10 protein-coding genes are annotated in these 14,619 nt (G+C 69.8%); 8 read left to right on the forward strand and 2 right to left on the reverse strand.

The genetic code is table 11. The annotated features are described in order from the left end of the window. The first annotated feature begins 132 nt into the window (after window positions 1–132). Window positions 133–483: a MerR family transcriptional regulator gene (locus ACFWYS_RS25555; protein WP_126393714.1), complete on the forward strand. Its 351-nt coding sequence runs from the start codon at window positions 133–135 to the stop codon at window positions 481–483. A 256-nt stretch (window positions 484–739) separates the two neighbouring features. Here ACFWYS_RS25555 and ACFWYS_RS25560 read toward each other — a convergent pair whose 3' ends face one another. Beyond that, a complete protein-coding gene (locus ACFWYS_RS25560) occupies window positions 740–2,824 on the reverse strand; it encodes a glycoside hydrolase family 97 catalytic domain-containing protein (RefSeq protein ID WP_384773270.1) in 2,085 nt (694 codons plus the stop codon). Between the two features lie 627 nt (window positions 2,825–3,451). Here ACFWYS_RS25560 and ACFWYS_RS25565 point away from each other — a divergent pair. The 5 genes from ACFWYS_RS25565 (at window position 3,452) to secD (ending at window position 11,261) form a co-directional block, all read left to right on the forward strand. Beyond that, the gene (locus ACFWYS_RS25565; RefSeq protein WP_384773273.1) at window positions 3,452–4,978 is read left to right on the forward strand and encodes an RICIN domain-containing protein; all 1,527 of its coding nucleotides are present in this window, start codon (window positions 3,452–3,454) and stop codon (window positions 4,976–4,978) included. Between the two features lie 377 nt (window positions 4,979–5,355). Continuing rightward, entirely contained in the window at window positions 5,356–6,621 is a 1,266-nt protein-coding gene (locus tag ACFWYS_RS25570) for a serine hydrolase domain-containing protein (protein WP_384773276.1), read from the forward strand. Between the two features lie 5 nt (window positions 6,622–6,626). Beyond that, window positions 6,627–8,267, forward strand: a complete 1,641-nt coding sequence (locus ACFWYS_RS25575) for an alpha/beta hydrolase (protein ID WP_384773507.1) — start codon at window positions 6,627–6,629, stop codon at window positions 8,265–8,267. Window positions 8,268–8,451: 184 nt separating this feature from the next. Further along, window positions 8,452–8,856 (forward strand): hypothetical protein, encoded by a 405-nt coding sequence (locus tag ACFWYS_RS25580; RefSeq protein ID WP_384773279.1) that lies wholly within the window; start codon window positions 8,452–8,454, stop codon window positions 8,854–8,856. A gap of 62 nt (window positions 8,857–8,918) precedes the next feature. Further along, entirely contained in the window at window positions 8,919–11,261 is a 2,343-nt protein-coding gene (gene secD, locus ACFWYS_RS25585) for a protein translocase subunit SecD (protein ID WP_384773282.1), read from the forward strand. Window positions 11,262–11,353: 92 nt separating this feature from the next. On the opposite strand, the gene ACFWYS_RS25590 is transcribed toward secD, so the two are convergent. Further along, window positions 11,354–13,309: a YncE family protein gene (locus ACFWYS_RS25590; RefSeq protein WP_384773284.1), complete on the reverse strand. Its 1,956-nt coding sequence runs from the start codon at window positions 13,307–13,309 to the stop codon at window positions 11,354–11,356. 385 nt (window positions 13,310–13,694) lie between these two features. Here ACFWYS_RS25590 and ACFWYS_RS25595 point away from each other — a divergent pair, with 385 nt between their 5' ends. Both ACFWYS_RS25595 and ACFWYS_RS25600 read left to right on the forward strand, forming a co-directional pair. Beyond that, window positions 13,695–14,039, forward strand: coding sequence for a hypothetical protein (locus ACFWYS_RS25595; RefSeq protein WP_384773287.1), 345 nt, complete (start codon window positions 13,695–13,697; stop codon window positions 14,037–14,039). 226 nt (window positions 14,040–14,265) lie between these two features. Further along, complete coding sequence (locus ACFWYS_RS25600) at window positions 14,266–14,469, forward strand: cold-shock protein (RefSeq protein WP_161148376.1); 204 nt, start codon at window positions 14,266–14,268, stop codon at window positions 14,467–14,469. Window positions 14,470–14,619: the final 150 nt, after the last annotated feature.

Below are 14,619 nucleotides of genomic sequence, written 5' to 3' on the forward strand. Positions count from 1 at the left end.
GATTTGGGGGGGTGTCTGTCTAAAACCCTGTGCCCCACCTGTTTGGGCGACTTTTTTTTTTTTTTTTTCTGTGGGGGGCGGGGGGGCCCTCCCCCCCCCCGGGCCCCTCGACGCGTTGCACAACGAGGTGACATGACAGCAGATATCCCCCTCAGTGATCGTCTGGACGACGACGACTACCCCGCATACACGATGGGGCGGGCCGCCGAGATGCTCGGCACCACCCCGGCCTTCCTCCGAGCCATCGGTGAGGCCCGTCTGATCACGCCGCTGCGCTCGGAGGGCGGACACCGCCGGTACTCCCGCTACCAACTCCGGATCGCGGCGCGCGCCCGCGAGCTCGTCGACAGGGGCACCCCGATCGAGGCCGCTTGCCGCATCGTCATCCTTGAGGACCAGCTTGAGGAAGCTCAGCGCATCAACGCCGAGTACCGCCGGGCCGGGCATGAAGCGCCCGGCAATTCCGTCCCCGGTGCCAGCTGATCACCTGAAAGCGTGCCGGTCGGCTCGAACACCTACTACGCCCGATCGACCATGAGCGCCTGCACGGGAAGCAGGTCGTGCGCCGCGAGCCCACGTCCCGCGGCGGGGGAACAGCGGTGCCAAAAGACCCTCACCCCTGCCGCTGCGTAGCGCATCTACCCAGGTCAGCGGCCATGCGGCCACGTAAGCGCCGTCGCTTCCCAAGCTGAGAGCGCGAGTTCGATTCTCGTCACCCGCTCCATGGTCAAGGCCCAGGTCACAGACCCGGACCTTGTTGCTGTCCGCTGTGATCAGTCGCCGTGCTCACCGGCGTGAGGATCATCGTCTGTCCGCCCGCGCTGGTCATGGTCACGTCGAGAGTGGTGGCCGAGGTGACCGTCCGGGTGCTGACGACCGTGGGGGTGGCGTACGGAGTGGTGCCCGCCGTGCCGTCGGCGTAGATCGTGGCCGTGTAGGACGTGTTGCTGTCGAGGAAGTCCAGGGGGAGCGGGATGGTGCGCGCGTTCTCGTTGTTCATCGCGCCTAGGAACCAGGTACGGCCGGTGCGGCGGGCCACGGCGACGTACTCGCCGAGGGAGGCCGCGACCGTGGTGCTCTCGTCCCAGGTGGTGGGGATGGCATCGAACCAGGCAAGGCCCGGCCAGTTGGCGGCGTTGGCGTACGCGGAAGGCTTGGAATACCAGTAGAGGAAGTTCAGCGGCTGGTAGTAGACGGCGGCCATCGCCATCTGGTGGGTGTTGGTGGTCCGGTCGCGGGACTGGCCGTAGCAGATGGTGTAGTCCATGGGGCCACCGACGTTGCGGGCGAAGGGCAGGAGGACGTTGTTGGCGGCGGTCGGGAACTGTTCGTTGCCCCGGACGCCCTCCAGGCTGATCCAGTTGGGGTAGGTGCGCTCGTAACCCCACGACCGGACGTCGTCGTGCATGTCGATCAGCAACTCGTGCTTGGCAGCGGTCTTGGCCCAGGCGATGATCTGGTTGGTCATGGCCTGCGTGCCGTCGTTGATGAAACCGAGCTTGATACCGGCCACGCCCCAGCTCTTGTACAGGGCGAACAGGGTGTCCGGGTCCGTCGCGGCGATCCGGTTGACGTAGAGAAAGACCCCGATGCCGTGGCTGGTCGCGTAGTTGATCACTGCGGGCAGGTCGATGGCGGATATCGGGGTGGTGGCGTCGGTGGTCGTGAACTCCGGGCCGTACCAGCCGGCGTCGTACTCGATGTAGTCCAGGTTGCGGGCGACGGCGAAGTCCACGCCCTGGGTCCCGGCGGCGGTGCTCAGCTCGCAGCGGAACACCTTGCCCGGCTTGATCCAGGAGGTGTCCGGCAGGGCGCAGGCCGGGGCGAGGTTGAGTACCAGCTCGGCGTTGTCGATCAGGTCGCCGGCCTCGTCGCCGAGCACCAGGACACGCCACGGCGTGGCGAACGGCGTGGTGACGGTCGTGGTGTTCTGCGTGGTGCCCGAGGAACGGGCGGACTTCTTCATCAGGTACGTCTTGAGCGTGTTGCCGACGCCAGAGCCAGCGCCGGCGCCGGTGACGGAACTGACCATCGAGCGCGGGTAGTTCACCCGGGAGGATTCGCAGACGGTGGCGAACAGCCCGCTGTCCAGGGTGACCAGCAGCGGCAGGTCGCTGAGGTTGCCGTTGTCGGTGCTGGAGGTGCCGGTGTACGGGATGGCGTCCGGCGCGACCGGGCTGTAGGCGTCCTCGTCCCGGGCGCTGTAGATCGTCGTGTTGTCGGGGAAGACCCAGGTCGTCAGCTCGTCGGAGATGGTGGTGCTGCCTCTGTCGAGCAGGACACAGCGCAGCGCGACACCCGTGTCGTAGGCCCTGAGTTGGACGGAGAAGTTGACGCCGCTGGTCCCGTCCCGGAGGTTCCAGCGCATCTCCTGGTGGTGGTCCCGGATCATCGCGTTGCGGCCGAAGACTGGGGTCCAGGTACTGTCGTTGGTCCAGTGCTGATAGCTGGTCACCGACACGTCACGCGTGCCCAGTTCGGTGCCGTCGCTCAGCACCAGGCCCAGCGCCGAGGGGTTGAGGACGGTCCTGCCGCCGCGCTTCACCGACCACTGGAGCGCCCCGCCGACCAGGGACAGCGTGATCCTGTTCGTGCCGTCCGGCGAGGTCGCCGTGATCGGCGTCATCGATGTCGCTGATGTCGTTGATGTCGTTGACGTCATCGGCGTGTTCGCGGCCTCCGCCACCGACACGTCGCCGAAGTCCAGGACCGCGCCTCCCGCGGTGACCGCCGCCGCCATGAGGAGCCCGCGTCGGGACAGCCCCTGCGGGCGCTCGGTCGTGGGCCGGCGGCCGGACAGGTTCCCGGATGCGGAGGCTTCCATCGCGTGTACCCCTCTCATGGGCGCCGCAGCAGCCGATGAGGTCCGGGCACCGCGCGGGCGTTGACGTGTTCCCTGTGGTGCAAGACGACCGCTCTCAAACAAAACCAACCAGTAGCGAACTGCGGCCGACTCGCAGATTGTTCTACGCGTCGATCTTCCGGTTGGTCAACGGGTCCGCGTAAAGGTTTCACTTGGAGGACGGGTCGATAGCATCAGAAAACCACGCATAGTGCGGACATTCGCCTGCCGAGGGAGCGAAGAGAGGCCGACGTCCCGGCCCTCCCGGAACCCAGGGGGCCGGCAGGTGAACCACCGTCAACCGCGCGGCTCGTCGCCCCGTCCGCCCGACTGGTGCGGTCAAAAAGAAACAGAATCCAACGCCGATGTCTTGACAGGGCTTCTGCCGACAGTTGTCATTAACCGGCAATACGGCGGATATGTACGTCCGCCCCCACCCGCCGGCCGGTCACGGACCCGGCACCGCCATAGCAGGCCCCTCCGTACCAGCAGGCTCCCCCGTACCCGGCCCCTCCCTCCCCCCTCTGCACACGCAAGCGGCACCGCCGTGCCTGCCCTCGGACACAGGAGAGACGCGGGCCCGGGACCTCGAAGAAGAGGTGAAGAAGCATGTCCGAAGAAGCGTCTTCCGGCCACGGCAGGGGCGGATACGGCGTCAGACGCGGCCCTCGGCCATGGCGCACCGCCGCCCTCTCGTTGCTGTCGCTGCTGGCAGGTGTGGCGGCGCTCCTGATACCCGTCCAGGCCGCGCAGGCCGCCACCCCCGTGACCTTCACGACCGGGGCGGCACGGACCGACACCAGCGGCAACGCCCTCCAGCTCCACGGCATGGGGATCATCAAGGTCGGTGACACCTGGTACGGCTTCGGCGAGAACAAGGCGGGCGTGAACTCGTCCAACACGTCCTTCCAGGCCATCTCCTGCTACAGCTCGACCGACCTGGCGAACTGGACGTACCGGGGCAACGCGCTGTCCCTGCAGAGCAGCGGTGACCTCGGCCCGTCCCGGGTGGTCGAGCGGCCGAAGGTGATCTTCAACGCCAGCACCCAGAAGTTCGTCATGTACGTGCACATCGACAGCCTCAACTACTCCGAGGCCAAGGTCGGTGTCGCCACCAGCAGCACGCCCTGCGGCGCCTACGACTACTTGGGCAGCTCCCGCCCGCTGGGCCAACTTAGCCGTGACATCGGCCTGTTCCAGGACACCGACGGCACCGCCTACCTGCTGTCGGAGGACCGCAACAACGGCCTGCGCATCGACCTGCTCTCCAGCGACTACCTCACCCCGGTGAGGACGGTGTCCATCCTGGGCAGCGGCGGCGGCGCCAACAGCTTCGAGTCACCCGCGATGATCAAGGCCAACGGGATCTACTACCTGCTGGCCTCGCACCTGACCGGCTGGAGCCTGAACGACAACGTCTACTCCACCGCCACTTCTGTGAGCGGCACTTGGTCGGCCATGCGGAACTTCGCGGCCCCGGGCACCAAGACGTACGGCAGCCAGACCGCCAACATCATCACGGTGGCCGGCACCTCCGGCACGACGTACATCTACGCCGGTGACCGCTGGAACCCCTCCGACCTCGGCGCGTCCCAGCTCATCTGGCTGCCGCTGACCATCAGGGGCACGACGGTGAACCTCGGCCAGTACCCGACCTGGTCACTGGATGTCCAGGCGGGCACCTGGACGCCGAACAGCGGCGTGCCGAGCGCGGCGGCCCACACCCTGACGAACTCGGGCAGCTCCCTGCTGCTCGACGTCACCGGCGCCTCCACCGCCACCAACGCCAACGTCATCCAGGCGACCGGCACGGGCGGGGCGGACCAGCGGTGGACCGTCACCAAGGTCGCGGACAACATTTACACGCTGAAGAACGTCAACAGCGGGCTGTGCCTGGACGTCCCCAGCAAGTCGACCGCCGAGAACCGCCAGCTCATCCAGTGGACCTGCAACGGCGGCACCAACCAGCAGTTCTTCTTCGACCTGGTCGGCAGTTACACCGGCAGCGTCTACATGCTGGTGGCCGTGCACAGCGGGCTGAACCTCGGGGTGCTGAACAACGCGACCACGACCGGAGCGGCGGTCGTCCAGCTGACGGGCACGGGTGCGGCGGGCCAGAAGTGGACCGTCGGCTGACGCCCTCGTGGTGAGCTGAGTGCCGGCTCGCTGCCGCTGACCTTGGCGGCGGGCCCGGCACCGTGGCCCCGGCCGCGCTCGGACCGCGGACAGCTGAGACGGCGCCCGAGCCAAGCGTTGAGCCGGCGCCCAACTCGACTTCCGTGGGACGCCGACAGTCACCAAGGGTGCGATCCCGACCCGACAATGGAACTCTGGCCCCCCTTACGGAAGCTCAGCGCGGAAGCGGAAGCTCCGCGCACCGGCTCGCCCCTACCAGCAGAGGGCCCCGACCGCCAGGGGGACCGCTCCCGGCTCTCTGCTTGGGCTGGCCTCAGCTTCGAAGCACATGCCTGCCGGAGTGATCACGGGACCGCCCGTGCCTACCGTGATGTGGCATGCCAACCATCTCACCGACTTCCGGGACCGGCAGGCGCATCGGCCTCGCGGCCCTGGTGGCGACCACCGTACTGGCCACCGGCCCGGCGGCGACCGCGCAGGTGCCGGGCTCAGGCTCCGCGGCGACCGCGCAGGCGCCGGGCTCACGCTCTGGCGGCGACTGTGGCACGCACGACCGGACCCGCAGGGCGCTGCGCATCCTCACCGAGCGCGACGGCATCACCGGTGCCGCGGTCCTGGTGAGCCACCCCAACGCGGACGAGCCCTGCGGGCGTTGGGCCGAGGCCGCCGGAACGGCGGATCTGCGTACCGGACGCCCGATGGACACCGTCGACCGGCTGCGCGTCGGCAGCGTGACCAAGACGTTCACCGCGGCGCTCGTCCTCCAACTCGTAGCGGAGCACCGCCTCTCGCTGGAAGCCCCCGTCGACCGCTATCTGCCCGGCCTGATCCACGGGCACGGGCACGGCCACGGGCACGGCCACGACGGGGGGCTGATCACCGTACGACAGCTCCTGCAGCACACCAGCGGACTGCCCGACTATCTCGACGCCCCCGAATGGGAGCATCCCGAGCGGCTGCGGTACCGCCACTTCGAGCCGCGCGACCTCGTCACGCGTGCTCTCGAACTGCCGCGCCCGCAGGGCACCTGGCACTACGCCACCACCAATTACCTCGTCCTCGGCATGATCGTCCGCGAGGTCACCGGCCGTACCCCCGAGGCGGAGATCACCCGCCGCATCATCAAGCCCCTCGGGCTGCACGACACCTACTGGCCCGGCGACGACACCCGCGTCCGAGGACCCCACTCCCGCAGCTACTTCATCGATGGCGATGGCGACGGTCGGCGCGTCGACGGCACCGCCTGGAACATGACCTTCGGCGGGGTCGGCGGCGCCCTGGTCTCGTCGCCGGGCGACCTGACGCGGTTCGCCGCCGCCCTGTTCGACGGCCGACTGCTGCCCGCGGCCCAACTGGCCGAGATGCGACGGACGGTGGAGGCCGACGCCGATCGGCTGTGGCCGGGCGCCCGCTACGGGCTGGGCCTGATCTCGACACCGCTGTCCTGCGGCGGGACGTGGTGGGGGCACGGCGGCACGGTGCCCGGCGGTCACCGGGCGCTGATCGCCGTCGGCCCCGGCGGGCGGAGTGTCGCCGTCGCCCTGAACAAGGTGCCCGCCTCGCTCCAGGCCGAGCTCGACTTCCTGGACCTCGTCGACAAGTCCCTCTGTGAGGGCAGGCCTTCCGAAAGGACCACCGCATGACCGGCATGACCGACTCCCCGTCCTCCCCCGGCACACCGTCCCGTACGACGTCGTCGCCCACCTCCTTAGCCCGTACGGTCACGGCCGGCGGTCTGCACCGGCTCGTGTCGCGCACCGCGGCAGGGGCCGCCCTGTGCCTGGTCGGGGCGCTCACCGTCGCCGCGTCGCCCGCGGCGGCCGGACCCGCCCCCGCGATCGCGGACCCCCTCGCCCGCTACCACCGGCAGCACCTCGACTGGAAGAGCTGCCTGCTCGGACCCGACGACGAGACCGACAAGGAACTCCAGCAGGCGGGCGCCCAGTGCGCCGATGTCACCGTCCCGTTGAACTATGACGACCCGGACGGCCGCACGATCACCGTCGCGATCTCGCGGATCCGGGCCACCGACACGGCCCACCGCGTGGGCCCGCTGCTGCTCAACGGTGGTGGCCCCGGCGGGCAGACGATCGGTGACCCGCCGTGGGTGCGCTCGGCGATGAAGCAGGTCGGTGAGCGCTACGACGTGGTGGGCGTCGACCCCCGATTCGTGGGCCGCAGCACACCGCTGGACTGCCACTGGCCCACCGGCTCCTTCATCCGCGGCGCGGGGATCGACCGTGCGGGGTTCGACCGCTCGGTGGGCCTGGCCGAGGAACTCGCCGGTCGTTGCCGGACGTCCCAGGGCGACGTCCTGCCGTACGTCACGACCCGGAACACCGCACGCGACATGGACGTCATCCGCGCCGCGCTCGGCGAGCGGCGGATCTCCTACCTCGGCTACTCGTACGGCACCTACCTCGGCCAGGTGTACGCCACGATGTTCCCCGGCCGCACCGACCGGGTCGTGCTGGACGGCGTCGTCGCTCCCGACGGCTACAACCCCCGGCTGCTGCGCGGCACGGAACCGGCCAACCGGCACGCGCTCAAGGGCTGGGCCTCCTGGGCGGCCGCCCGCGACACCGCCTACGGTCTGGGCCGCACCCCTGGCGAGGTGCTGGCGGCCGTGGACAGCGTCCAGGCGGCGGCCGGACGTACGCCCCTGCCGATCGGCGCCCACCGGGTGGACGAGCATCTGGTGCCCGTCGTCGTCATGAACGGACTCTCCCAGGACAACGACGCCGCCTACGCCGATCTCGCGCAGGCCGTACGGGACATGCGTCGCGCCGCCGCCGGCCACACGGTCACCCCCTCACCGTGGCTGGCCGACATGCTCGGCTTCCTGCTGAATCTGAACGGATCCGACTCCGCGTACGGCAGTGTCCAGACAGCGATCCTGTGCGGGGACGCGTCCGCGCCCCGCTCCCCCGAGGTGTACTGGCGCGATGTCCAACGTGCCCGTGCGCAGGACCCGTTGTTCGGTCCCGTCACCAACAACATCGGTCCGTGCGCGTTCTGGGACCCGCCGCGCGAACGCCCGACCACGATCCGCGGCGACCTTCCGGCCCTGCTCGTCAACGCGACCGGTGACCCGCGTACCACTTACCGGAGCGCGCAGAAGGTGCGCCACATGTGGCCCTCCTCCCGCCTGGCCACCCTCCGTGGCGCGGACCAGCACGCCGTGTACGGCGTCTTCGGCAGCTCCTGTGCCGACGCGACGGTCAACACCTACCTGGCCACCGGCCGCCTGCCGGCCACGGACGTCACCTGCGACCGGCCTTCCGGCTGAGGCCCGCTGACGCACTCGCGGAAGGGCCTCTTCCGCAACATCCCGAACATTCCCGCGGCGAGTCGGGAACCTCCGGACCCCCGACGGCGTTCGTGTCACTGACGGCCGGACGAGCCGGGCCGTCGGCTCGCAGTGCCCAACTGCTGGTTGCGTACGACGACTTGACCGGGGGTGGGCAAGAGGCGTGCAGCAGCACCGCGCACACCCCACGCGCCCGGCCGCCGTCGTGCTCTCCGCGCTGCTCGCGGTCCTGACCTTCCTCCTGCCGGTGTCGGCCAAGTCGGCGCCGGCGTCCCGCCCGTCCTCGACGGGCACGGCCGCGACAGCGACCGCGCAGGCGTCCGCGACCGCCGACGCGCAGCGACCCGTCACGGTGGCGCACCCCGTGCCGGGCCACCCCGACGCCGTGCCGTACCCGTTCCACGGCTTCCTGGGACCCGGCACCGAGGACGCGGCACCGCACCGCGCTGTCGGCGGCCCCGGCGTGGCCGTGGCGGCCGTGGCCGCGGGAGCGAGCCGGGGTGCCCACGCGTATCGCCCGCGCGGCCCGCCGTCCCGATGGAGCACCGAAGTCCGTATCGACGCCTGACCGTTCGCCTGCGCGCCCGGGGCAGACGTCGACTCCGTCTGCCTGCCCATCGTGGAGAACTCATGTCTCGCGCGCCCATGTGGCGGGCGATCATCGCCCTAGGTGTGATCGCCGCCTCGCTCTTCTTCGCTCTCACGCAGTCCGCCCGCCTCGGCCTCGACCTGCGCGGCGGCACCCAAATCGTCCTGGAGACCAAGGACTCAACCGTCGTCAGGGCCGATGCCGAATCGACCCAGCGGGCCCTGGAGGTGCTCCGCCAGCGGGTCGACGCGCTCGGCGTGTCCGAGCCGAGCCTGTACCGGTCCGGACAGCAGCGGATCTTCGTCGAGCTGCCCGGCGTACAGGACCCGCGCCAGGCCGCCGAAGTCATCGGCCGCACCGCCCAGTTGACCGTCCACCCGGTGCGGGGCGCGACGGACCGGCAGGACGCGAACAAGGGGAGGCCGGCCAAGGACGGCTCGCGCACCCTGGCCGACCCCGACCAGAAGGGGGCGTTCCTCAAGCTCGGGCCCACCGCCCTGACCGGCGAGGGCGTCAAGGACGCCGAGGCGGTGCTCGACCAGCAGACGATGTCGGGCTGGATGGTCGACCTCGCCTTCCGCGGGCAGGCGGGCAAGGACTGGGCACGGGTCACCGGGGCGGCGGCCTGTGCCCCGCCGGGCGCCCCCGAGCGGCGCGTCGCCATCGTCCTGGACGGCAAGGTCCTCTCGGCGCCCGCCGTCAACGCGGATGTGGCGTGCGAGGTCGGCATCTCCGGCGGCTCCACGCAGATCACCGGCGGCTTCGGCCGGGAAGAGGCCCGCGATCTGGCCGCGCTCGTCAAGGGCGGTGCGCTGCCGGTGCCCGTGGAGGTCGTGGAGCAGCGCACCGTCGGCCCCACGCTCGGTGCCGACGCCATCGCCGCCAGCACCCAGGCCGCGATCATCGGGCTCGCGCTGACGGGGCTGTTCATCCTCGTCGTCTACCGGCTGCTCGGCGCCCTGGCCACCATCGCGCTCGCGCTGTACGGCCTGATCTCCTACGCCGTACTGGTCGCACTGGGCGCGACCCTGACCCTGCCGGGACTCGCCGGTTTCGTCCTGGCGATCGGCATGGCGGTGGACGCGAACGTGCTGGTCTTCGAGCGTGCCCGCGAGGAGTATCTGGGAGCCCGCGCCCTGAAGTCGGCCTCGGCGCACCTGGACAAGCCGCTGCGCATCGGCTTCAGCAAGACCTGGAGCGCGGTCGTCGACTCGAATGTGACCACGCTGCTCGCGGCCGGGCTGCTCTTCTTCTTCGCCACCGGACCCGTCAAGGGCTTCGGCGTCACGCTCTCCATCGGTGTCCTCGTCTCGATGATCTCGGCTCTGGTGATCACCCGGGTCCTCGCCGACTTCGCGATCCGGCGCCGCTTCGTGCGGGGCCGGCCCGGTCTGACGGGGATCACCTCCAATGGCCGGGTGCGTGCCTGGCTCGCGCACCGCAAACCCCGCCTGGTGCACCACCGGCGCCGCTGGCTCGGCGTCAGCACGCTGCTGATCGTGGTCGCCGTCGCCGGAATCGTCCTGCGCGGCCTGGAGTTCGGGGTGGAGTTCACCGGCGGGCGCCTGGTGGAGTACAGCACCAGCAGGCCCGTGGACGTGGACGCGGCACGTACGGCGGTCACGGACGCCGGGTTCCCGCGCGCGGTGGTGCAGGAGTCCGGGGACGGGGACATCTCGGTACGCACCGGTGAGCTGAGCAACGACCAGCAGCACACGATCAGGACGGCGCTGGCGAAGGAGGGCGGTGAGGTCACCGTCGAGCGGGACGAGCTGATCGGCCCGAGCCTCGGCGACGAGCTGCGCCGGAACGCGCTCATCACGCTCGGCATCGCCGTGGCGACCCAGCTGATCTACCTCAGCGTGCGGTTCCGGTGGACGTTCGCCGCCGCGGCGGTGTCGGCCATGGTGCACGACGTGCTGCTGGTGGTGGGCCTGTTCGCCTGGCTCGGCAAGCCCGTCGACAGCGTCTTCCTGGCAGCCCTGCTCACGGTCATCGGGTACTCCGTCAATGACACCGTCGTCGTCTTCGACCGGGTGCGTGAGGCGCGCCGCCGCGATCCGGCGGCGGACCTGGAAACCACCGCGAACAAGGCCGTCGTCCAGACGCTGCCGCGCACGGTGAACACCGGTATGGGCGCGCTCTTCATCCTGGCAGCCCTGGCCGTGCTCGGCGGTGACTCGCTCGCGGACTTCTCCGTGGCGCTGATCGCCGGAGTGGTGATCGGTATGGCGTCGACGGTGTTCACCGCCGTGCCGATCGCCGTACAGCTTGAGGGCAGCCGCCCGGCGCCGCCGGTGCGCCCCGGGCGCGGCGAGGACAGCGGGGCGCGCGGTCCGCTGGAGCGACGCGGGCGGGCGCGGGATTCAGGCGCTGTGGTGTGAGGGTGTAGGGCCGGCACCGTGGTGGGCGACTTCCTCGCCCACCACACCGGGACATGTGCGCCCGCACCGGCAGCGACCGGAGACGCGGGGCCTCAGCTCGTGAAGGTGAAGTACTTCCAGGCCCCGTACGTCGTCGTGTTCACGCTGTCGCCCGAGCCGCTGATGTACGAGTCGCGGACCCGGAAGCGGTAGCCGGTGGGCGGGGTGCCGGTGAGCGTGACGACGGACTTGCCCGCGGAGTCGAGCGTGAAGTACTCCGTGGCCGTGGTCTGCCAGGCGCCGTCGGCGTAGACCTGGATCTGCATCTGTTGCTTGCGGCCCGGATACGGCGTCATCGAGGTCGTGACGACCGGGTCCTTGGACTGCTTGAAGTAGTAGTAGGTGTGGTTCCAGGTGTACTTGGTCTTGTAGTGGCCGGTGAGCGCCGTGGAGACCTTGACCCGCGCGCCCACCGTGCTCGTCGTCGTCCTCGGCGCGTAGCGCGCGTCGCCCGTGAACTTCGCCGTGAGCTTGGTCTTCCGCTTCAGGGTGAGGGTGACCGAGATGTTGCCACTGGAGTTGACCGTGCCGGACTTCACCAGGGTGTCGGGCTTGTCGGCGCCGTACGGGTTGGCCCAGATCTTGACCGTGCGGTTCTTGTAGGTCGTGCCGAGGTGCGCCGTGAAGGTGACGGACTTGCCGTAGTCGTAGACCTTGCCGTTGTTGCTCAGCGTCAACGTGGGCGTGGCGCGCGAGACGGCGACGGTGTCCGAGGCCGTCGCCGTGGTGTGCGTGGTGTCACCCGCGTACGTCACCGTGTACTTCACCTTGCCGCCGGCCGGCGGGGTGTCCGTGAAGGAGTACGCGCCGCCCGTGCCCAGGTACTTGGTGCCCAGGGACTTGCCGTTCGGCGAGTCCAGGTCGGTGCGGGTGACCTGCAGTGGGGTGCCCGCGGGCAGCGCCAGGCCGGCCTTGAGCTTGCCCTTGACCGTGAGGGACTTGGCCCGGGTGGCCGTCGAGGGGGCGTCGACCGTCAGGGTGGAGGCGTACTTGCGGGGCGCGTCCACGGTATGGAACTGCGTGAAGTCGCCGGACCCGGTCAGCACGAACAGCTGCGAGCCGTCGGCCGACCAGCTGGTGGAGTGCCCGCCCCACGGCATCCAGGTGTGCGACAGGTTGCGGATGCTGGTCGGCCGGGAGGGGTCGCTGCTGAAGACATAGGTGTCGCCGACGTCGTCGGTGTCGAGGACGGTGGCCGCGACCGTGCCGTCCGAGGCGACGCTGACGGTTTCCGGTTCCGAAACGGTCGGGAAGGTGCGCACCTCGGACAGGTCGGAGAGGCGGTACTCGGTGAGCGCCCGGTTCCCGGGGCCGGCGACGACGACGTTCTGGCCGTCCGGGGTGAGGGCGGCGTCCTTGTAGAAGCCGCCCTTCTCTACGGAGACGCGGATCACCGGGGTGCCGGAGGAGACGTCGTAGACGACGATCGGGCCGGAGCTGATACCTCCGTCGAGGGCGAGCAGCGTGCCCGGGTTGTCGGGGTCGGCGTAGACCATCGGCGGGCTCGCGAAGTCATGGCCGGCCGCCAGGTCGAGGGTCACCCGGGGCGTCTCGGCGGTCAGGTCGACTTCACCGAGCCCGGAGTCCCACTGGTCGCCGTAGCCGAACCACAGCTTGCCGTCGGCGTAGGCGAGTCGGGAGGGGATCGTCTTGTCGCCCGTCGGGTACTCGGCCGTCTGTGTGAGCTGCCCGGTGTCGATGGCGACGATCTTGTCGGCGCCGTAGAGCGCGGCGTACAGCGTGCCGGAGTCCGGGCTCAGCTCCAGGTCGCGGACCTGGGACAGGCCGGTGAGTCTGGTGACGACCTTGCCGGTGAAGTCGGTGACGACGATCTGGTCGTGGTACCTGTCGCTGATGAAGACCCGCTGGTGGACGCCGTCCACCACGGTGTCGGCGGCGCCGTCGACCGGTATGGACGTGATGGAGTCGGCGGACGCCGGTGTGGCGAGGACCACCGAGCCGAACAGGGCCGCCAGGGCTGCGGCGGCCGGAAGAGTGCGCAGACGCACGGTGTCGAACCCCCCGGAACGAAAGTGAGCGCAAGCAGCTGCCACCCGTGCGTCCGGTGTGTGCGAACCGTGGGCCGTACGTGGCAAGTGAGCGAAGACTAAGTGATGTTGCGGGAGACCACAGCACAGGGTCCCGTCTTGCACGCGGAGACCGGGCACGCGGAGGGCACGGGCGCTCGGCGGGTGTCACGGAGCCGTCGGCCGCTTGCGCCGGGGTGGCCCTCACGTTGACACGTATCGTCGCCGGACGTTGACTGGCGGGACGGCGCAGGGCTGGGAAGGGCAGGGTCGACCGGGTCTCCGGAAGCTTGCGACAGGCCGTCGAGAAGACGAACGGCGTCTTCGGGCGATGCCCCCATCCCCCACGGAAGCGGGACACACGACGATGTACGACCAGACACGCGCCCAGCAGCCCGCGGACCGGCCCTCGGGCACCGTCGGGCGCCGTGCCACGGGCCCGGATCCGCTGTTCCCCCCGGACGGACGGGACGAGATCGTGCGCCGCCTCGGTCATGCCGTCAACACCTTCGCGGACAGCCCGCGCGAGGCGCTGGAGGAGGCCGAGGACGCGTTCGACGAAGCCACCGCCCAGCTCGTGAACGCCCTTGCCGAGCGACGAAGGGTCCTCCGCGCAGGCTGGGCGGACCTGGACCCCGAGACACAGTCCGCCGAACTCCGATTCGCGCTCCGGGAGTACCGAGAGCTCACCGGGCGGCTGCTGCGCGCCTAGGTGGTCACGGGTCCACCCGTCGGTGCGGAGACGATGAAATCGCGTTCCAAACGAGAAAATGTGCGAAATTATTCCCGGCCTCTGATCCAGCATGGCGTGCTACTGTCGAATCAGGTTGCAGTTGTGGTTTGCCAAAAGGTTCATTTTTTCCGACGGGTTGATCATCACGGCGACACGGAGTCCGTACAAGGCGAACTCCGAGCACCGTTTCCGAAGGAGAAATGACATGGCCACCGGCACCGTGAAGTGGTTCAACGCCGAAAAGGGCTTCGGCTTCATCGCGCAGGACGGCGGCGGCGCCGACGTCTTCGCCCACTACTCGAACATCGCCACCCAGGGCTTCCGCGAGCTGCAGGAAGGCCAGAAGGTGTCGTTCGACGTCGCTCAGGGCCAGAAGGGCCCGACCGCCGAGAACATCGTTCCGGCCTGACGGCGGATCTGACGCATATTTCACAGCTGGGGCCCGCACCGTGGGGGGGGGGGCCCCCCGCGCGGGGGCCGGGGGGTTTGACCGGGGGGGGGGGCACGTCCGGGCCTTTGCCGTACCCCCGACCCGTCCGCAGACCCAGGCGACGGTCCA

Origin of the sequence: Streptomyces sp. NPDC059010, from assembly GCF_042740355.1 — a bacterium.
Lineage (GTDB): Bacteria > Actinomycetota > Actinomycetes > Streptomycetales > Streptomycetaceae > Streptomyces.

What these genes read in the sequence shown, in the direction of transcription:
- secD (WP_384773282.1), top strand. Translation starts at nt 8,919, where the DNA reads ATGTCTCGCGCGCCCATGTGGCGGGCGATCATCGCCCTAGGTGTGATC.
- ACFWYS_RS25575 (WP_384773507.1), top strand. Translation starts at nt 6,627, where the DNA reads ATGACCGACTCCCCGTCCTCCCCCGGCACACCGTCCCGTACGACGTCG.
- ACFWYS_RS25600 (WP_161148376.1), top strand. Translation starts at nt 14,266, where the DNA reads ATGGCCACCGGCACCGTGAAGTGGTTCAACGCCGAAAAGGGCTTCGGC.
- ACFWYS_RS25555 (WP_126393714.1), top strand. Translation starts at nt 133, where the DNA reads ATGACAGCAGATATCCCCCTCAGTGATCGTCTGGACGACGACGACTAC.
- ACFWYS_RS25565 (WP_384773273.1), top strand. Translation starts at nt 3,452, where the DNA reads ATGTCCGAAGAAGCGTCTTCCGGCCACGGCAGGGGCGGATACGGCGTC.
- ACFWYS_RS25560 (WP_384773270.1), bottom strand. Translation starts at nt 2,824, where the DNA reads ATGGAAGCCTCCGCATCCGGGAACCTGTCCGGCCGCCGGCCCACGACC.
- ACFWYS_RS25570 (WP_384773276.1), top strand. Translation starts at nt 5,356, where the DNA reads ATGCCAACCATCTCACCGACTTCCGGGACCGGCAGGCGCATCGGCCTC.
- ACFWYS_RS25595 (WP_384773287.1), top strand. Translation starts at nt 13,695, where the DNA reads ATGTACGACCAGACACGCGCCCAGCAGCCCGCGGACCGGCCCTCGGGC.